This window comes from Rhizobium mayense, assembly GCF_030272705.1.
Classification (GTDB): domain Bacteria; phylum Pseudomonadota; class Alphaproteobacteria; order Rhizobiales; family Rhizobiaceae; genus Rhizobium; species Rhizobium mayense.
This window is the reverse complement of sequence record NZ_JARFYM010000006.1, coordinates 17390-36493: the sequence shown is the minus strand read 5'-3', so window position 1 is coordinate 36493 and position 19104 is coordinate 17390. Positions and strand designations below refer to the sequence as shown.

Sequence of the window (19104 nt, the reverse complement as noted above, 5' to 3'; positions counted from 1 at the left end):
TCATCACGGCGGAGTGAGCGCAAGCAAAAGCTGTTGGCTTCATTAGGATTTTACAAAGAGGCGGAATCGCTCGTGGGATCAGGCACATGCTTGGAAGGAAGCGGGGCCATAGGTGCCAGCCGATGGAGTAAAAAATTGAACAGGGCGGTGATGGATATGCCGGTCGTCCGTCGCAATCGAGCACGGCTCCACGCCTTGTCGCTATTGGCGGCAAGAACCTCCGCCAGGAGCGTGAGCGGCAATGGGGCGGCAAGACCGAAATCGCGCCGTTCTACGCATGGCGCTATCCGTCTATACCGCCTGTTTTAGCCTATCGGCGATTGAGGGAAAACTGTTTCCCGGCATCGGAGGTGCAGTTGAGCTGGTAGGGGCTGATCAGGGCGCAGTTGATCTTGGACTGCGTCTTGCGCACCAGCGAGGTCATGTTGATCTCGATCAGGCCGGGGGAGACGTTGGAATAGGTGCCGGAAGCCAGAACCGAGTTGCTGTCGGTGGTGTGAGTCGTGAATGTGCCGGCCTGGAAGGTGGAAATTAGGCCGTTCGCATCGCTCCAATTACCTTCCACTCCCTGCGGCTGCACGCTGGCGCGGGTAGCAGGCGGAGCCCTCGATCCGCCGAAATCGACGCAGGCGGACAGCGCTGCCGCGGCGGCAATAAGAGCAAGGCTGGTTCTAATCTTCATAAATGTCTCCCGCGATTGAAGGCGGACTGTTGTCTTGTTGGTTGCGAGAAACATGGCGCGGCGATCTGTTGAAAGCAAGGCTCCAGAATCCGTCACTTTGATTTATCCGGCGAGCGTAACAAAAATGCCCGCACAGCCTGTGCGGGCATTTCAATCTTCGACTATTCAAATGATCCGTCGATCAACGAACCAGGATGTTCTTGAACTGCCACGGGTCCTTGGTGTCGATGTCTTCCGGGAACAGGCCCGGCCGGCCATCGAGTGGCGTCCAATCGGTGTAGTGGCCTTCAACCGGGCCGAGATAGGGCAGCTGCACTTCGAGGCAGCGCTTGTAGTCGACTTCGTCGGCTTCGACGATGCCGGCGGTCGGGTTTTCCAGTGCCCAGACCATGCCGGCGAGCACGGCTGAAGTCACCTGCAAGCCAGTTGCATTCTGGTAGGGCGCGATGCGGCGGGTCTCTTCGAGCGACAGGCGCGAGCCGTACCAGTAAGCATTCTTGGCGTGGCCATAGAGCAGGACGCCGAGTTCGTCGATGCCGTCCTCAAGCTCGTCCTCGTCGAGAACGTGATGGACCGGCTGCGCCGTGCCGCCGTTGCCGAACATTTCGTGCAGCGAAAGCACGGCATCATTGGCCGGATGATAGGCGTAATGGCAGGTCGGGCGGAAGGTGACTTCGCCATCCTTGTCGCGAACCGTGAAGTAGTCGGCGATCGAGATCGACTCGTTGTGCGTGACCAGGAAGCCGTACTGCGGACCAGGCGTCGGGCACCAGGTGCGGACGCGGGTGTTGGCGCCCGGCTGTTCCAGGTAAATGGCAGCCTGATTGCCCTTCTTGTGCTTCTTCGCGTTCTTCGGCATCCAATCTTCATGGGTGCCCCAGCCGAGTTCGGCCGGCTGCAAGCCTTCGGAGATGAAGCCTTCGACGGACCAGGTATTCCAGAAGACGTTCAACGGCTTCGGATGCTTTGTGCGCTGGGTGTCGCGTTCTGCAATGTGAATGCCCTTGACGCCGACCTTCTTCATCAGCTTGGCCCAGCCTTCGCGGTCATGTTGATCCGGCTCTTCGAACTTGAGGCCGATGTCGTTGGCGAGATTGACGAGCGCCTGCTTGACGAACCAGGACACCATGCCTGGGTTTGCGCCGCAGGTGGAAACCGCCGTCGCGCCGCCGGGGTTCTTCGCCTTTTCCTTGCGCACCGTCTCGCGCAGCGCATAGTTGGTGCGGTCGGCATTCTTCATGCTCTTGTCGAAATAGAAGCCGAGCCAGGGTTCGACCACGGTGTCGATATAGAGCACGTCGTGCTTGCGGCAAAACTTGATGAGGTCGAGCGACGACGTATCAACCGAAAGGTTGACGCAGAAGCCCTGGCCGCTGCCTTCGGTCAAGAGCGGCAGCAAGAGGTCTTTGTAGTTTTCCTTGGTGACGTATTCCTGAATGTACCGGACGCCGTGCTTCTCCAGGATCGCCAAGTGGGCGGCGTCCAACTGCGGATCGATGACGACCATCCGGCTCTTGTCGAATTTGAAATGGCGCTCGATCAGGGGCAGGGTGCCACGGCCGATGGAGCCAAAGCCGATCATTACGATCGGACCGGTAATTTCGGCATATACCGGATAGTTCTGTTCCGTCATTCTTTTCTCCTTCGAAAGGCGGGACGCCGTTCGGCCTGTGAAATTCAACCAATGTTTGCGCTAAAATGCGAGTTGAACGGCTCTAACCATAAATTGATGTCACAATAAAGAGCCGTCCCGGCTTATCGGGCAAATGTCAAGCGTCGGAAGCAGCTTCCGCCAGCATTCGCAATTGCCTCACCAGCTCCGCTTTCTGATGAACCAGGGCTTTATAGGCCGCTTGCGAGTCGTCCAATGCATCCAATTGTGCGGCGAAGCTCGATGCCAGTTCCGAGGCTTTGGGATGGCTCGCAATCGCGGCGATAGGGTCGACATAGATGCGGATGGTGAAGAGAATATCGCCAGATATGGGCAGTTTCCGCAGTGTTTGCCGCTCGATGCGCGCGAAGCGTTCCTTGAGTGTAAAGGTCTCGCCCGCCTTTGGGCGGATGGGCGGAAACGGCAGGTGAAGATTGCCGTTGGCGCTGACGGACCAATTGAACCGCTCGACCGGTTGCGTCACCTGAAGATTGTCGAAGATGCGGTTGATGAGCACCGCATTGCGGGTTCCGTCGCCGAAGCCGGGCACTTCGCCATGAATCGCCTGCATAGGCCGCCCGAATTTTTCGGCAAGGGACCATGACGAGGGAAACGCGACGTGGCCCGCAACGAGATGCCAGCCGTCTGCCTTGCGCCGCATGATTACGAGATCATCGGCAATGAGCGAGCCTGCTTTCAGAAGCGGGGGCAGGCTTGGGTCGGCAAGATCAACGGAGTGCCCTGCGGCAGAGACGATATCGCTTTCGCGGCGGCAGACGGCCGCATGCCGTTCACAGAGATAGGCCGCCAGCAGGTCGAGCGCCTCCTGCTGCGCGTCCTGCGTGTTGTCCTCCGCAACGAAGACTTCGTTTAGATGATCGCGGGAAAGGCGCGCTTTTTCATGGAGGTAACGCCCGAGATCCGCGTCGGGTTCGATCCAGCGGGCTAGGTCCAGCGGCGCCAGGCCGATGGCAAAAGGCTTGGCCGAACCGTCATAGGGTGTGTAAGTCAGTTGTGTCATGGATAAAGCTTATCGCATCAACGTTCCCTGATGGAAGATCATCCGCCACTTGCCGTCCGCCTCCAGCCGCCAGATCGAACTTCGGAGCGTTCTGACCGTCGGCTTGCCGGGAGACGCCCGGGTCGCCCGATATGTGACCAGAGCGATGCCGTCCGAAAGCAGAAGAGCGTGGAAGTCCCCAAGTGTCCGCGAGGCGATATTCTCCGGATCTGCCGGAAGCCCGGTCAGGACGTCCTCTAGGTCGACGAGCCGGCCGGAGCTGCCGATCTCGCGGAATTCGGCAGAGAGCAGTTCCACCAGCATCTGTCGCGAGCCACGCACCGTCGGGTCGAAGAGCCGTTCTTCCAGATCTTTCAAGTGCGCCTGCAGATCGTCCATCGGTTTTCTCAGCTCTTCAACATCTCCAACCCCTCTGTCACGGTCGTCAGAGCGATTTCCGTGACTTCATAAGCGGCAACACCGTGGATGGTGAAGGGATCGGCCGTGACATAGGCTTCTAGTTCAGCGCGGTCGGCGCGGGCGAAGATGATCCCGCCGGTGCGCGGTACCTTACGGCCGGAAGCGAGGAACCAGCCCTTGGCATAGCCCTCCTTCACCCAGGCCAAATGGGGCTCCATGTGCTTGTCGGCTTCGTTATTGCCCTTGAGATAGGTCAGCGAGAGGATGAACATCAGTCAATTCCGCAGGAGTTGCGCGCGGATCAGTCCGCGCAGAGAGTTTCCGATATAAAGGCTGCCTTTTTCGAGATCGTCCAGCCCCATGTGGCCGACGCGCGCCTTGCGCTGGCATATAAGCTCGGTGCGCAACACGCCGGCGAGCAGCCCTGAAGAAATAGGTGGCGTCCGCAAAAGGCCGGAGCCATCGTCGAGGAAAATCGAGGTGATCGTGCCCTCGCAGACGTCGCCCTTTTCGTTGAGCAGTAACACCTCGTCAGCTTCCGTCGGCGAATATTCGGCGCGGGCGGCTTCATAAACAGATCGACGGGTCGTTTTCATGCGCAGCAGCTTGTCGGCCGAATCGAGGCGTGTCTCTGCAATGCAGACGCGCCAGACCGTATCGGCAGCCAGCGGCGCGAAACGAGCGGTGGTGATTTCCGTCCGTCCTGCGCGATCGAAGGTCAGCCGAACCCGCAATGGCGCGCTCGCGCCGGCTACGACAGCATCCAGTTTCGTTAGCGCATCCCTCGGTGCGGGAAAACCCAGTCGGCGGGCGGAACGTTGCAGCCGGGCAAGATGTAAGCGCAGGCGTACGAAGCCCGTTTGCGGTTCATAGCGCAACGTCTCGATCAGCGAAAAGTCGTCTAGCGCTTGATCCATCGATCCCCCACGGCGAAGCGTGCCTTCAGCAGGCATTCTTCATATTCCGCTTCCGCCGTCGAATCGAAAACGATGCCGCCGCCGACATTGAACACGGCGCTACCGTCATCGAACAGCGTGATAGTGCGGATTGCCACGGAAAAACGCATGGCGCCGGTCGGTGAAATCATACCGATCGCCCCGCAATAAGCGTCGCGGGGGCCGTCCTCGAGCTCGTGCAGGATTTCCATCGCCCGCATTTTCGGCGCGCCGGTGATCGAGCCGCAAGGGAAGAGGGCGGCGAAGATATCGCGGATGGTCAAGGCGGGGCGCAGCTTCGCCTGCACATGGCTGACCATCTGGTGCACGGTCGGATAGGTCTCGATCTCGAAAAGTTTCGGCACGTCGAGCGTACCGACTTCGGTGATGCGCGAGATATCGTTGCGCAGGAGATCGACGATCATGCGGTTCTCGGCCTGCGTCTTCTCATCTGCAAGCATGGCGGCGATGATCTCTTCATCCTCGGCGGCATTCGCGCCGCGCCTGGCCGTGCCCTTCATCGGATGCGTCTCGATCCAGCCGTCCTCATCCGTGCGGAAGAAGAGTTCGGGCGAGCGCGACAGGATGACAGGGCCGCCGAGATCGACCAGCGCCCCATACTTTACCGGCTGACGCTCGATCAGCGACCAGAAGGCGGCACGGGCGTCGCCATTCCAGCGGGCCGAGATCGGCATCGTAAGGTTCGCCTGATAGCAGTCGCCCTGGCGCAGATGCCAATGCAGCCGGTCGAATCTCTCTTTATATATGGTGAAGTCCCATGCTGCCGCGGCGTCGGTCAGAAACGCCTCGTTTTCAAGGCGTTGCAACGGCTGAGCGAGGGGATGATCCTCCGTTGCGGGAGCATCGAAAACGCCGAAGCAGAGCAGCGGCGTCTCGCGGTTCTCCTCGGCGAAAGGCGCGAGTTTTTCCTCGAAGAGATGCCCGGCCTCATAGGCCATATAGCCCGCCAGCCATTTTCCCTCGGCCTTCGCCTTCTCCATCCGGTGAAGGGCACTGAAGAATTCCGCGCGTGTTCGAGCGATGATGATCTCCGTCGGCTCGGCAAAGAGCATCACCTGTCCTGTGCTGTCGTCCCGGAAGAGGACGTAGGGTTGGGCATCGGCCATGCGGCCTTCTGAGTCCTTGTGTCAGATGTTGCTAACACCTTCTCCCCAGCGGGGAGAAGGTGGCCTCAAGGGTCGGATGAGGGGGCCGAAGAGTGAAACTCCGAGGGCCTCGAGCGGCGAGCGAAAGGCAATAATCCTCCTTACGGCGCAACGTCCCCTCAACCTGCGCCGACGCGCATCCTTCTCCCCGCTGAGGAGAAGGTGAAACCTCACTTATCTAGCGCTTCCAGCTCATCGATAAGCCCTTCGATCATCGACAGTCCCTTGCTCCAGAACGACGGATCGGTCGCGTCGAGGCCGAAGGGTTTCAGGAGTTCGGAGTGATGCTTGGTGCCGCCGGCCTTCAGCATCTCGAAATATTTGGCCTGAAAGCCCTGCTCGGCATTCTGGTAGACGGCGTATAGCGAGTTCACCAGGCAATCGCCGAAGGCATAGGCATAGACGTAGAAAGGCGAGTGGATGAAATGCGGGATATAAGACCAATAGGTCTCGTAGCCCTCGGAAATCTTGATCGCCGGACCGAGGCTCTCCGACTGGACGGAAAGCCACAACTCGCCGATATCGTCCGATGTCAGCTCGCCGTTCTTGCGGGCGGTGTGAACCTTGCGCTCGAATTCGTAGAAGGCGATCTGGCGGACGACCGTGTTGATCATGTCCTCGACCTTCTGGGCCAGCATCGCCTTGCGCTCGCGTTTGTCGGTGGTCTTGTCGAGCAGGGCACGGAAAGTCAGCATTTCGCCGAAGACGGAGGCGGTTTCAGCCAGCGTCAGAGGTGTCTGGCACATCAGCGCGCCCTGGCCGCCGGCAAGCACCTGGTGCACGCCATGGCCGAGCTCGTGTGCCAGCGTCATGACATCGCGCGGCTTGCCCATATAGTTGACGAGCACGTAAGGGTGGGCGGAAGGAACGGTCGGGTGCGCGAACGCGCCCGGCGCCTTGCCGGGACGCACCGGCGCGTCGATCCATTCCTCATCGAAGAAACGCTTGGCGATATCAGCCATTTCCGGGGCGAAATTGCCGTAGGCGGAAAGAACCGTCTGCTTCGCCTCGGTCCAGGGGATCAGCGCGTTGGAGGTCTCGGGCAGCGGCGCGTTGCGGTCCCAGAAGTTCATCTGCTCCATGCCGAGCCACTTGGCCTTCATATTGTAGTAGCGGTGCGAGAGGCGAGGATAGGCGTCGCGCACCGCCGCCGCCAATGCGTCGACAACTTCGCGCTCGACACGGTTGGCCAGATGCCGGCTGTCGGCGATGTCCTCGAAGCCGCGCCAGCGGTCGGCGATGTCCTTATCCTTGGCGAGCGTATTGGTAATCAGGGTGAAGACGCGCAAATTGGCCTTGAAGGTCTCGGCCAGAGCCATCGCCGCCTTGCGGCGTACCTCAGGATCTTTTTCCTGCAGCATGTTCAAGGTGACTTCCAGCGGCAGCTTCTCGCCGTCGACGTCGAAGCGCAGCTCCGCCATGGTCTCGTCGAACAGGCGATTGAAGGCGGCGGCACTGGTCATGGATTTTTCCAGGAACAACTGCTCCAGCTTGTCCTCGAGCTGATAGGGCTTGTCCTTGCGCAGGTCGACAATCCAGGGACGGTAATGGCCTGCGGCCGGATCATTCGCCATACAGGCATCCATCACGGCATCGTCGATACGGTTCAGTTCCAGCGGGAAGAACAGCAGATGGGCGGAATAGTCGGTCAGCCGCGCCTGTACGTCGCCATAGAGCTTGCCATTGGCCGGATCGCTGGTGTTGGAGAAATAGGTAAGTCCGGCGAAGGAGCCGAGGCGGCCCATGATATCGTCCAGTGCTTCATATTCCTTCAGCGCGGCGCCGATGCCGGCGTCACCGGTCTTGGTCGCAGCGTCGGCAAGTTTGCCCTTCCATTTTTCCTCGAAGGCGATCGCCGCCTTGCCAGCCTTTTCCATGTCGCTGACGAAGGCGGTGGATGTGGCGGAAGGATACAGATCGCTGAGCTTCCAGGCGGGCAGGTCGCCGAGTTCGGCATTGGTCGCCGCCGCCGGGCCAGCTGAAAAGTTAAGGGATGAATAGAGCAAGATAGGGCTCATGGGCGGTATTTCCTCTGCTTTTCTTTGCGGGACAGTCCGGTCCGTCCGTGTCTATTCGGCTGAAAAGGCCGCGGCAAGAGGCGGATCGCCTTGGGGCCGAACAAGCGGACTCTCACGCAATGTTACATTCGTCGCAATGATTAAAATGCGATGCTTTGGCAAAACTTCATGTTCAAGCCTTTCTGCGAATGTCCGCATCAGGTTTCGCATGAAGTGAGGCACCAATGACCGTATTTAATAGCGCCAAGGGGGGCGCGCAGATTCTCGTTGTTGAGGATGATCCGATTCAACGGCGTCTGCTGAAAAACGCTATCGAGCGGCACGGACACGTTGCTCATATGGCAGAGAATGGCCGTTTCGGCCTGGAGATTCTGAAGCGCAACAGCGAGCAGATCAACGTGATCGTGCTCGATCTCATGATGCCGGAGATGAACGGCATCGAGTTTCTGGGTGCTTTGAGCGATATGGGTACCGATATACCCGTCATTGTGCAGACGGGGCAGGGCGGTATCGAGACCGTGGTGCAGGCCATGCGGGCCGGCGCTTTCGATTTCGTCGTCAAGCCGGTATCGCCAGAGCGGATAGCGGCTTCGATCGCCAATGCGCTGAAGCTCGATCAGCGCGAGGCAAGGGCTCGTGCCGGACGCAGAGTGCGTTCGAGCACGATCAGTTTCGACGACATCGTCTCGGCGAGCCCGGCGATGATGCGGGTCGTCGACCTTGCCCAGAGAGCTGCGCAATCGAACATCCCCGTGGTGCTGGAAGGCGAATCCGGTGTCGGCAAGGAGCTGGTGGCACGCGCCATCCAGGCCGCCAGCGACCGCGCTGGCAAGCCGTTCGTGACGGTGAATTGTGGTGCGATTCCGCACAATCTTGTCGAGAGTATTCTCTTCGGCCACGAGAAGGGCGCCTTCACCGGCGCCGCCGAGCGGCATGTCGGCAAGTTCATGGAAGCAGACGGCGGCACGCTGTTTCTCGACGAAGTCGGCGATCTGCCGCTGGAAGTGCAGGTCAAGCTCCTGCGCGCCGTGCAGCAGGGCGAGATCGAGACCGTTGGCGCGCGCGTCGCACAGAAGGTCAATGTCCGGTTGATCTCGGCCACCAACAAGGATTTAATCGAGGAGGTGAAGGCCGGTCGGTTCCGTGAAGACCTCTATTATCGCCTCAACGTCTTCCCGATTACCATGCCGGCGCTGCGCCGCCGCAAGGAAGATATTCCGTACCTTGCCCGCGCCTTCGCGGACCGATTTGCGCTCGAACAGAAGCTAGGTCATTCGCTTTCGATCAGCCCCGGCGCCCTTGCGCTGCTGACGGCTTATGACTGGCCGGGCAACATCCGCCAGCTCGAAAACGCGATTTTCCGCGCCGTCGTGCTGTCCGAGGGATCGGAATTGATTGAAGCCGATTTCCCGCAGATTGCGGCACAGCTGCCGGGCTATTTCACAGCTGAGCATCCGACTTTAGTTGTGGATAATTCTCAGACTTTCGGCATTGGCGTGGATGCAACAGAGAGATTTGAGCACGGCATGCGTGTCATTTCTTCGGAAGCGATTACAACTACACCGCTGTCTATCGTCGAAGCATCATCTGCTCATATATCAGACAATGTTATCGCCAGCACCGATCCGTCCGGCGACGTCAGAAAGCTCGCAGATGTTGAGGAAGAGCTCATTCGATTCGCTCTCAAATTCTATCGAGGGCAAATGAGTCAAGTGGCAAGAAAGCTCGGAATCGGCCGTTCGACCCTCTATCGCAAGTTGAAAGACTATGGGATAGACCCGGATGACCCGCAGAAACATGCAGCCTGAAAGTATTTTAACGTTTAGGCAAGCATATTTTGTTACCTGTCGTAAAGCACTTGTTAGTGCATCGTTCACCATGTATGAAGGTGGCGACCATGTGTGGCATTTTTGCCATCGTGTGACCGCAATTGACAGCCATTTGGAACACGATGCGACATTGTCTGTCGGACGGGGATCGAATTGCCGAATCTGATTGGAAATACCAAGCTTAATAGCTTGAGCAGGCTTTCTGCGTGCTCTGAGATATTTCGTAAGGTGGCCAAGGTCGTAGCCGTTGGTCTGCTTGCGATGGCTGTTTCCACTCCGGTTTTCGTTGGCACCCCATCCCAGGCGGGCGGCGAGACTCGAAGCCTCAAGATCTACTACGTTCATACAGGCGAAAAGGCAGTCATCACCTACAAGCGCAATGGAAAGTTTGATCCGGACGGTCTGGAGAAACTGAACCGCATCCTGCGCGACTGGCGTAAAAACCAGCCGACCAAGATGAACCCGCGTTTGTTCGACCTGATTTGGGAAGTCTACCGCGAAAGCGGCTCGCATGAATTCATCTATGTCGTATGCGGCTTCCGCTCGCCGGGAACTAACGAGATGCTGCGCACGCGTTCGGCCCATACAGGTGTCGCGAAGAAGAGCCAGCATATGCTTGGCAATGCGATGGATTTCTATCTTCCCGACGTCAAACTCGCGAAGCTGCGCGAGATCGGCATGAAATTGCAGGTCGGCGGCGTCGGCTATTATCCGACCTCCGGCTCGCCCTTTGTCCACATGGACGTTGGCGGCGTGCGCGCGTGGCCGCGCATGGATCGCCAGGATCTCGTCCGTCTGTTCCCCGATGGCAAGACCATGCATATTCCGGCCGACGGACGGCCGTTGCCGGGGTATCAGGAGGCGGTTGCCGACTATAAGCGCCGCATGGCGTCAGACGATATCCAGATTGCCAGTGCTTCGCATTCGCGTCGCGGCTTCTTCGCCCGGCTGTTTGGCGGTGGCGGCGCGGATGAGGAAGAGGACAATGCGGATGAAGGCGCACCGGCAACGGCGGCGCCGACCACCACCATGGTTGCCAGCAACAAGAAGACCGAGCAGGCGCCCGCAGCAGCGGATGAAGGCGACGACAGCCAGCAGCAGACCCAGGTTGCCAGCATAAACGCGCCTGTTCCGCAAGTTCGTCCGGCCTTCGGCAATCAGCCGGCGGGAAGCGAAGTTGCCTCGGCTCTGATGTCACCACCGCAGAACGCCGCTCAGGATGCGATGGCCGCAGCCATGCCGAATGGCCAGCAGGACCAGCAGCAATTTGCCGATCTTCGCGCCTATCACGTTCCCGTACCTGCATTGCTTGAACGTCGTTCGCCAGGCGATGCTGAGCTTGCCTCGGCCGAGACCGACGTGAAGGATCAGACCGCCGACGTGCCGGTTCCGGCTGAGCGTCCGGAAGTCGCAGAGAGCCTGCTGGCTTCGGCCGATGCCGATCCAGATGCGATCGATGATGCGGCCGACGAGGGCACGCTGTCGCCCTCGATCGTTGCTGCTCTCGAACAGCATCGCGTCGATCAAACGGGTGCGAATCTCGGCGTGCCCGTCGCTGTGGCTGCTGTTAACAACGCCGCATCCAAGGATGAGATACCGCCGAAGCAGCCCGTGCCGACCAAAGACAATGCGGTTGCCGACAATGACGCCGTGCGGGCGATCGCCGCGGTCTCGCCGCAAAAGAGACCGGACCAGCCGATGCCGATGCAGGTGGCGGCACTCGCACCGACCGCCAACGAGATGAAGCTCAGCAACGGTCGCTTCAGGGACAATTTCGAGATGGCTGTGCCACAGGAACGTCCGATCGCCGCTGGCATTGCGACCAAGGGCGGCCGCCCGAACAAGCAGGATGCCGCCGTGGCTGACGCCGGCCGCGCGACAGTGACAACCGAGCCGAAGCTGACCGAAAAGATGATCTCGCAATGGGCGATCACAAATGCCCGCGTCGAAATCGTCAACCGCCCGGTCAAGGCTCCGCGCTTTGTCAGCCCGACGCTGCGCGCCCAGCCGACTGCTGTCTACACTGAAGGCTTCAAGGTGCAGACCGCATCGATCGACCCGGAACGTTTCAGCGGTTCGGCCGTGAACTTCCTGCAGGTGAAGAAGTTCAATTCCGTCGAATAGCCGCTGCTATCAATTCCAAAAGAAAACCGCCGAAGCGATTCGGCGGTTTTTTTGTTTCTGGCGCAGAGGCTTGAAGCTCAGGCTCTGTCAGGCTCAGCCTTCGACGAAGCTCAGGCTTCCGGCGCTGCTTCGATCATCCCGAGGGCGTGGAGATAGGTGTCGAGAATGAGGTCTTCCTCCATCCGCTCCTGGTCGTCCTTCTTGCGTAGCGCGATGACCTTCTTCAGAATCTTGGTATCGAAGCCCATGCCTTTGGCTTCGCCGTAGACATCCTTGATGTCGTCGGCAATAGTCTTCTTCTCTTCTTCCAGCCGTTCGATGCGCTCGACAAAAGCGCGAAGCTGATCGCGGGCGACGCCATGAGCATCTGACATCATTGTCTCCTGATTGCGTGGGATTTTGAATTCGATGGGCCGTTGACCTGCCGCGAATGGAGCGCGAGGTCAAGCCATCAGGACGGAAGTGGCCCTATTCTTTCGGCTTGTTCAGCTCAAAAGCGGCTTTTTGCACAGCGGAGGCTTCCGTCTGATGCAGATTTTTCCAGTCCTCATAGGGCATGCCGTAGACCATTTCGCGCGATTCGTCCTTGGTGACCGGCAGCCCCGCTTCTTCGGCGGCCTCGCGATACCAGTTGGACAGGCAGTTGCGGCAGAAACCGGCGAGGTTCATCAGGTCGATGTTCTGCACGTCGCTGCGCTCGCGCAGGTGAGCAACAAGGCGACGGAAGGCGGCCGCTTCCAGTTCGGTCTGCTGTTCCTTGGTGAGTTCGGTCATCTCTGTCTCCTCAAGCCGCTTCGCTGGCAAGATCCTGTCCAAAACCGCGTCACGCCTTGGCGTCAAGCCTCGTCATACGGGCCGGTGCGCGACGGGTAGCGCTTATACTCGTGCAGTGCCGGATCATCGTTCATCGCCGAAAAGATCGGTGCCAGCCGTTCGGCCCATTCGCTGATGCCGGCCTCATCGCCGATCAAATCCTGGCGGACTTCCAGCAGGGCATGCGCGATGCCCTTGACCATGCAATGGCGGTACATGGTGTCGTTCCTCAGCGCCCCGTCATAGGGTTCGTTGTCGCCTATAAGGAATTTGGGGTCGGCACGGAGCTTTGCAAGAAGCGGCAGCACGGCGCGCTCGTCGCTGTCCCAGAGAACGCTCGCATGCCAGGGGCGTGGAACGCCCTTCCAGGCCGGTGTGAAGGAATGCAGCGACAGCACCAGCGGCGCCTTGCCCGTCGCGTCGGCGACCGACTTGATCGTCTCATCCACGGCGCGGTGATAGGGCCGGTGGAAGGCTTCGATGCGATAATTCCACTCTTCGTCGGTGATCGGATGATTGCCCGGGATGATCGCCCCATCGGAAATCTTCATGATCAGCGTGGGGTCGTCTTCGCCGCGGTTCGGATCGATCAGCAGACGGGAAAAGCCGCCGAGCACGGCGGGCACACCGAGCCGCGCCGAAAGCTCGCGGCAAAGGCCTTCGATGCCGATGTCATAGGCGATATGCCGCGAGAAAGCGGTTTCCGGCAGGCCCAACCGTTCATAGCGTTCGGGGAGATGCCGCATTGCATGATCGCCGAGAATGACCATGCCTTTGTCACGATTGCCGGATATGATTTCGTAAGATTTGAAGTCATTCATGTGGATTGTCGATTATTGCATTTTCTGCCCGTTGTTTGATTGCATGCGCGGACGGAAGGTGCAAGGCTCGGCCTCTTGAATGGGCAAGGAACGGACCGCAGGGTGCCGTCACCATCCCGTGAAGGAAATATAATCGATTAGAGTTGCGTTGACATTCCATGGATGGCAGCGCAAGAAGACGCAACAACGAATAACCGGGAGCCCATTGGAAGCCGTGTCCAGCCAAGTCGCGCCAAGTTTCGTTACGCGGTCGGGGCCGCTTGCCCGATTCGCATTTTTCATCCTTGCCGCCGCCGCGCCGTTTTTCTTCATGCCAAATGCAGCTCATGCCGATTTCCGCGTCTGCAACGGTACGCAGAATCTCGTGGGCGTGGCGATCGGTTATCGTGCGAAGGAAGGCTGGGTGACCGAGGGATGGTGGCAAGTTCCGGCCACCACTTGCGCCACCTTGATCGAGGGACCGCTCCAATCCCGCTATTATTACCTCTACGCAGAAGACGCAGCTCGCGGCGGCCGCTGGACGGGCGATGTCGAAATGTGCGTGGCGGAAAATGAATTCAAAATCCCAGGCGTGAAAGATTGCTACGCGCGCGGTTACCAGAAAATGGGATTCAAGGAATACGACACGGGGCGTCAGGCGAGTTGGATGGTTCAGCTCTCCGATACCCCGGGCAGCCAAGAAAGCCAGAATTGATGAAACGCAACCGAAAAGTCAAAATCCTAGCGACGCTCGGCCCGGCTTCCTCCGAAGAGGAGATGATCCAGAAGCTGCATGAGGCCGGTGCCGATCTTTTCCGCATCAACATGAGCCATGCGAGCCATGACCTGATGCGCACGCTGATCCAGCGTATTCGCTCCGTCGAGGCCCGCTGTGGTCGTCCGATCGGTATTCTCGCCGACTTGCAGGGTCCCAAGCTGCGTGTCGGCAAGTTTGCCGAAGGCAAGGTCGATCTCAAGCCGGGCCAGACATTCACGCTCGACAACAACGACGTGCCCGGTGACAACACGCGCGTGTTCCTGCCGCATCCGGAAATCCTGGAGGCGGTTCAGCCAGGCCACCGTCTACTCATCGATGACGGAAAGCTCGCGCTTCGCGCAGAAAAGTGCGACGGCAAAAGCATTGTCGCCACCGTCATTTCCGGCACGAAGATTTCCGACCGCAAGGGCGTCAGCCTGCCGGATACGCTGCTCGGCGTCGGCGCGCTGACCGAAAAGGACCGTGTCGATCTTGACGCGGTGCTCGCCACCAATGAAGTTGACTGGGTGGCGCTCTCTTTCATCCAGCGCCCGGAAGATCTGTCCGAAGTCCGCAAGATCTCGCGCGGCCGCGTCGGTTTGATGTCAAAGATCGAGAAGCCGCAGGCCGTCGAGCGTATCGAGGAAATCATCGAGCTTTCCGATGCGCTGATGGTCGCCCGCGGCGATCTCGGCGTCGAAATGCCGCTGGAAGCCGTTCCCGGTATTCAGAAGCAGCTCATCCGCGCCTGCCGCCGTTCCGGCAAGCCGGTGGTCGTCGCGACGCAGATGCTGGAATCGATGATCTCCGCGCCGGTTCCGACCCGCGCCGAAGTTTCCGACGTCGCGACCGCCGTATTCGAAGGCGCTGATGCCGTCATGTTGTCGGCCGAATCCGCCTCCGGCGACTATCCGGTGGAGGCCGTGGCAATGATGGCCTCGATCGCCAGCACGATCGAGCGCGAGCCGCATTATCCCGGCATCATTTACGCCCAGCGCGCCCAGCCGGAAGCAACCGGCGCCGACGCCATTTCGCTCGCTGCTCGCCAGATTGCCGAGACGCTGAAGCTCGCCGCCATCGTGTGCTACACCTCGTCGGGCACCACCGGCCTGCGCGCCTCACGCGAGCGCCCGCAGGTTCCGGTCCTGGCGCTGTCGCCGATCATCCAGACGGCTCGCCGCCTATCGGTTGTCTGGGGCATGCACTGCGTCGTTACCCATGATGCGACCGACCTCGACGATATGGTTAACAATGCCTGCCGCATCGTTGCGGAAGAAGGCCTCGGCAAGCCCGGCGACCGCATCATCATTTCGGCAGGTGTGCCACTTGGCACTCCTGGTGCCACCAACATGCTGCGTATCGCCTACATCGGCTCGGACGGCCAATCGGGCGTCTAACAGCCGGATTCTCACGAATATCGAAGCCCGTTGCCTGAGAAGGCGGCGGGCTTTTCTTTGCAGTCAGGCAGCAACCATCACCGCGCGGGCTCCGCCTTAAAAAGGCAGGGCGCCGGCCGCGGTGAGCGTAGCGGCGAAAAAGGACTGCCCAAGACCGCCTTTATCTGAGATAATTGGCCTGGGGAACGTCGCCTCTGCCGCCTGTTTGGCCGCGAGGGCAATCTCGAATCGATATCCCATTGAAGCATTTGATCCTGCCCCTCCGCAGCGATGGGGCTGTTGTCGGCATGCATCCAGTGAATTTTCTTCATTGTTTAGCAAACGCGAGCCAGGAGCACTTCACATGGTAACGTGGAAACCCGATCCAAGCTTTTATCCGTCACCGCGAATGGCCATGAAAGCCGCGCCGGAGACGCTTGCCTACGTCGCAGCCTTCGATCCGACACGAGCGGTTCCGGACGAGCTCGCGGTCGTCGATGTCGATCCCAAATCAACCTCCTACAGTCAGATCGTCACCTCCGTCGCGATGCCAAATGTCGGTGACGAGCTGCATCATTTCGGCTGGAACGCCTGCTCGTCCTGCCTTTGCCCGAATGCGCCGCATCCGCATGGGGAGCGCCGCTATCTGGTCGTGCCGGGATTGAAATCCTCGCGCATCCATATCATCGACACCAAGCCCGATGGCCGGAAGCCTACGATCGTCAAGGTCATCGAGCCCGGTGAAGTCGCCGAGCGGGCCGGATATACCAGGCCCCATACCATTCATTGCGGACCGGAAGGGATCTATGTTGCGGCACTTGGCAATGCCGAGGGGAAAGCGCCGGGCGGCGTGTTTCTCATGGATCATGAGTCATTCGAGGTGCGCGGCCAATGGGAAATGGATCGCGGACCACAACAGCTTTCCTATGATGTCTGGTGGCACCTTGGTCACGATACGCTCGTTACCAGCGAATGGGGCACGCCGGATACCTTCGAAAACGGCCTGATCCCGGAAGTCCTGCTCGGCTCGAAATATGGCCATCGCCTACATTTCTGGGATCTGCACAAGCGCAAGCATTTGCAGACGATCGATCTCGGCGAGAAGTATCAGCTCGTGTTCGAACTCAGACCCGCGCACAACCCGACCAAGGCCTATGGTTTCGTTAACTGCGTTCTCAGCCTCGAGGACCTGTCATCCTCGATCTGGGTCTGGCATCGCGACGGCGAGAAATGGGCGATGACGAAGGTGATCGACATCCCCGCGGAGCCGGCTGATCCGGAGCTGTTGCCGCCGATGCTCAAGGGCTTCAAAGCCGTGCCGCCATTCGTCACCGATATCGACCTTTCGATGGATGACAGATTTCTCTACGTCTCCTGCTGGGGAACCGGAGACCTGCATCAATACGATGTTTCCGATCCCTTCGAACCCAAACTCACTGGCAAGGTCCGGATCGGAGGGGTGGTTTCGCGCGCATCGCATCCGGGAGCGAAGAACGGCGCGCTGAATGGCGGCCCGCAGATGGTCGAGATCAGCCGCGACGGTCGCCGCGTCTATTTCACCAATTCGCTTTATGGCGCAATCGACGACCAGGTCTATCCCGACGGTGTCTCGGGCTGGATGGTCAAGCTTGACGCGAAACCGGATGGCGGCATCGCCTTCGACGAGAAATTCTTCGTCGAGTGGCCGAAGTCGCATCGTCCGCATCAGGTCCGCTTGCAGGGCGGTGATTGCTCGTCGGATTCCTATTGTTATCCGTGAGCGAAGGTCTGCCGAATGAGGCGCCAATGAACGAACTCTGGCCTTGGATGCTGTTGGCGGGACTGGGAGCCTTTCATGGTCTCAACCCGGCGATGGGATGGCTGTTCGCCGTGGCGCTTGGGGTTCACCGGCAGAGTTCTGCCGCGGTGGTCAAGGCGGTGCCTGCTATCGCCCTGGGCCACGCCGCGTCCATCGCGCTTGTTGCCGGGGCCGTGGTCGCGGTCGGCCTTTTCGTGGATCAGAGCGCCCTGCAGACGGCGACCGGAGCCGGCCTCATCGTTTGGGCTATCTGGCATCATTTCTTCGGGCATCGCCATCGCGTTCGCATCGGCATGCGCACGGGCCTTGCCGGCCTCGTAGCCTGGTCGTTCCTGATGGCGACGGCTCATGGCGCCGGGCTCATGCTGCTGCCGGCTTTGATGCCGCTCTGTCTTGCGGGGTCGCCGTTGCACGACATCGGCGGGGATACGACCGCGGCGATTACGATCGCAGCGGTCGGCGTTCACACCCTCGCAATGTTGGCGGTCACAAGTCTTATTGCTTTGGCGGTCTATCGCTGGGTTGGCCTCGAGATATTGCGCAGTGCCTGGATCAATATCGACCTCGTCTGGACGCTGGTTCTGCTCGGCACCGGCACTATATTGCTGATCGTCTAGAGAAGGCGAAAAAGCACTGCTGAGCCATTGCAACTCATCCTGGCTTTCTTCCATCGGCTCCGCAGCGGATGCGGCATAATCTCGTCGGAAAGCCGTTTCAGATGTTTGGGAAGATGTCACAGGCTTTGACGAATCATTTGCGAGTGGAGAGTTTCTTATGAAGATCGGATTTATCGGATTGGGCCGGATGGGTAGTGCCATGGCGACGAACCTGTTGAAGGCCGGGCACGACGTCACGGTCTACAATCGCTCGCGCGACAAGGCGGAAGCGCTGGTCGGCGAGGGCGCCAAGGTCGCGGCAACGGTCGCAGAAGCCTGCCGCGGAGGCGCGGTATTCACCATGCTCGCCAATGACGATGCGCTTTCGGCAGTCGTTCATGGCGACGGCGGCGTGCTGGCGAGTCTCCAAAGAAATGCGATTCATATTTCAGCGAGCACGATCAGCGTTGCCCTCTCGGAACGGCTGACAAAAGAGCATGCAGCAGTGGGTCAGCGCTTCGTCGCAGCCCCGGTCTTCGGCCGTCCGGAAGTGGCCGCTGCGGGCAAGCTCTTTGTCACGGCCGCTGGCGAGCCAGAGGCCATCGAAGCCGTGACACCGCTGTTCGAGGCGATCGGTCAGCGCAGCTTCGTTGTTGGCGAGGAACCGAAGTCCGCCAATCTCGTCAAGCTCAGCGGCAATTTCCTGATCGCCTCGGTAATCGAGTCGCTCGGCGAAGCCATGGCACTGGTGGAAAAAGGCGGTGTCGACCGGCATCAATATCTCGACCTTTTGACATCGACGCTGTTCGGCTCACCGGTCTACAAGACCTATGGCGGCCTGATCGCCGACCGCAAATTCAATCCGGCCGGTTTTGCCGCGCCGCTTGGTCAAAAGGATATCCGCCTTGCTCTAGCCGCCGGCGAGGCGCTGAACGTGCCGCTTCCGCTTGCAAGCTTGCTGCGCGACCGCTTCCTGACCTTGCTGGCGCACGGCGGCGAGGATCTCGATTGGTCGGCAGTCGGAGCGCTGGCGGCGAAGGATGCCGGGCTGGGGCAAGACTGATCGGGCGGCCCCATTCCGTAAATTACAGGGTGCTTGCCAAGCGCGGCGGTGCATGCAAGTTTCCGACGACTATGAG

General features: G+C 59.7%; 17 protein-coding genes and 2 pseudogenes. 8 read left to right on the top strand and 11 right to left on the bottom strand.

Annotation, left to right across the window (positions count from 1 at the left end):
* Nucleotides 1–310: 310 nt before the first annotated feature.
* From omp10 to PY649_RS10210, 8 genes are all read right to left on the bottom strand, one after another.
* Entirely contained in the window at nt 311–682 is a 372-nt protein-coding gene (omp10, locus tag PY649_RS10245) for an outer membrane lipoprotein Omp10 (protein WP_285868217.1), read from the bottom strand.
* Nucleotides 683–863: 181 nt separating this feature from the next.
* A complete protein-coding gene (locus PY649_RS10240; protein ID WP_285868216.1) occupies nt 864–2315 on the bottom strand; it encodes a homospermidine synthase in 1452 nt (483 codons plus the stop codon).
* 136 nt (nt 2316–2451) lie between these two features.
* Complete coding sequence (locus tag PY649_RS10235; protein ID WP_285868215.1) at nt 2452–3354, bottom strand: heme-dependent oxidative N-demethylase family protein; 903 nt, start codon at nt 3352–3354, stop codon at nt 2452–2454.
* Between the two features lie 9 nt (nt 3355–3363).
* Complete coding sequence (locus PY649_RS10230; protein WP_285868214.1) at nt 3364–3732, bottom strand: nuclear transport factor 2 family protein; 369 nt, start codon at nt 3730–3732, stop codon at nt 3364–3366.
* Nucleotides 3733–3740: 8 nt separating this feature from the next.
* Entirely contained in the window at nt 3741–4025 is a 285-nt protein-coding gene (locus PY649_RS10225) for a YciI family protein (RefSeq protein WP_285868212.1), read from the bottom strand.
* Between the two features lie 3 nt (nt 4026–4028).
* Nucleotides 4029–4670, bottom strand: coding sequence for an aminotransferase class IV family protein (locus tag PY649_RS10220; protein ID WP_285868211.1), 642 nt, complete (start codon nt 4668–4670; stop codon nt 4029–4031).
* Nucleotides 4655–5815, bottom strand: coding sequence for an aminodeoxychorismate synthase component I (locus PY649_RS10215; protein WP_285868210.1), 1161 nt, complete (start codon nt 5813–5815; stop codon nt 4655–4657). The genes PY649_RS10220 and PY649_RS10215 overlap by 16 nt, the downstream gene beginning before the upstream one ends.
* Before the next feature lie 209 nt (nt 5816–6024).
* On the bottom strand, nt 6025–7872 hold the full coding sequence (locus tag PY649_RS10210; RefSeq protein ID WP_285868209.1) for a M3 family oligoendopeptidase: 1848 nt from the start codon (nt 7870–7872) through the stop codon (nt 6025–6027).
* A gap of 224 nt (nt 7873–8096) precedes the next feature.
* Between PY649_RS10210 and PY649_RS10205 the strand changes: the two are divergent.
* The 3 genes and pseudogenes from PY649_RS10205 to PY649_RS10200 all read left to right on the top strand — a co-directional run.
* Nucleotides 8097–9348, top strand: a pseudogene (locus PY649_RS10205) (sigma-54-dependent transcriptional regulator); the annotation flags it as partial.
* Nucleotides 9349–9470: 122 nt separating this feature from the next.
* Nucleotides 9471–9680: pseudogene (locus PY649_RS35150) on the top strand (helix-turn-helix domain-containing protein); the annotation flags it as partial.
* 174 nt (nt 9681–9854) lie between these two features.
* Nucleotides 9855–11825, top strand: a complete 1971-nt coding sequence (locus PY649_RS10200) for a peptidoglycan L,D-endopeptidase MepK (RefSeq protein WP_285868207.1) — start codon at nt 9855–9857, stop codon at nt 11823–11825.
* A gap of 110 nt (nt 11826–11935) precedes the next feature.
* Here the strand turns inward: PY649_RS10200 and PY649_RS10195 are convergent, their stop codons facing one another.
* The 3 genes from PY649_RS10195 to PY649_RS10185 all read right to left on the bottom strand — a co-directional run bounded on the left by PY649_RS10195 (nt 11936) and on the right by PY649_RS10185 (nt 13459).
* Nucleotides 11936–12199, bottom strand: coding sequence for a DUF2312 domain-containing protein (locus tag PY649_RS10195; RefSeq protein ID WP_285868206.1), 264 nt, complete (start codon nt 12197–12199; stop codon nt 11936–11938).
* A 94-nt stretch (nt 12200–12293) separates the two neighbouring features.
* Nucleotides 12294–12599 carry a DUF1244 domain-containing protein gene (locus PY649_RS10190; RefSeq protein ID WP_285868205.1) on the bottom strand — a complete coding sequence of 102 codons (306 nt, stop codon included), beginning with the start codon at nt 12597–12599 and terminating at the stop codon, nt 12294–12296.
* A 62-nt stretch (nt 12600–12661) separates the two neighbouring features.
* Nucleotides 12662–13459 (bottom strand): N-formylglutamate amidohydrolase, encoded by a 798-nt coding sequence (locus PY649_RS10185; protein WP_285868204.1) that lies wholly within the window; start codon nt 13457–13459, stop codon nt 12662–12664.
* A 205-nt stretch (nt 13460–13664) separates the two neighbouring features.
* On the opposite strand from PY649_RS10185, the gene PY649_RS10180 reads away from it, so the two are divergent.
* The 5 genes from PY649_RS10180 to PY649_RS10160 all read left to right on the top strand — a co-directional run bounded on the left by PY649_RS10180 (nt 13665) and on the right by PY649_RS10160 (nt 19028).
* Complete coding sequence (locus PY649_RS10180) at nt 13665–14153, top strand: DUF1036 domain-containing protein (protein WP_133710524.1); 489 nt, start codon at nt 13665–13667, stop codon at nt 14151–14153.
* Complete coding sequence (gene pyk / locus PY649_RS10175; protein ID WP_285868202.1) at nt 14153–15592, top strand: pyruvate kinase; 1440 nt, start codon at nt 14153–14155, stop codon at nt 15590–15592. Before PY649_RS10180 ends, pyk begins: the two co-directional genes overlap by 1 nt.
* Nucleotides 15593–15935: 343 nt before the next feature.
* Nucleotides 15936–17330 (top strand): selenium-binding family protein, encoded by a 1395-nt coding sequence (locus tag PY649_RS10170; RefSeq protein WP_285868201.1) that lies wholly within the window; start codon nt 15936–15938, stop codon nt 17328–17330.
* A 26-nt stretch (nt 17331–17356) separates the two neighbouring features.
* Complete coding sequence (locus PY649_RS10165; RefSeq protein ID WP_285868200.1) at nt 17357–17986, top strand: hypothetical protein; 630 nt, start codon at nt 17357–17359, stop codon at nt 17984–17986.
* Nucleotides 17987–18143: 157 nt separating this feature from the next.
* On the top strand, nt 18144–19028 hold the full coding sequence (locus tag PY649_RS10160; RefSeq protein ID WP_285868199.1) for an NAD(P)-dependent oxidoreductase: 885 nt from the start codon (nt 18144–18146) through the stop codon (nt 19026–19028).
* Nucleotides 19029–19104: the final 76 nt, after the last annotated feature.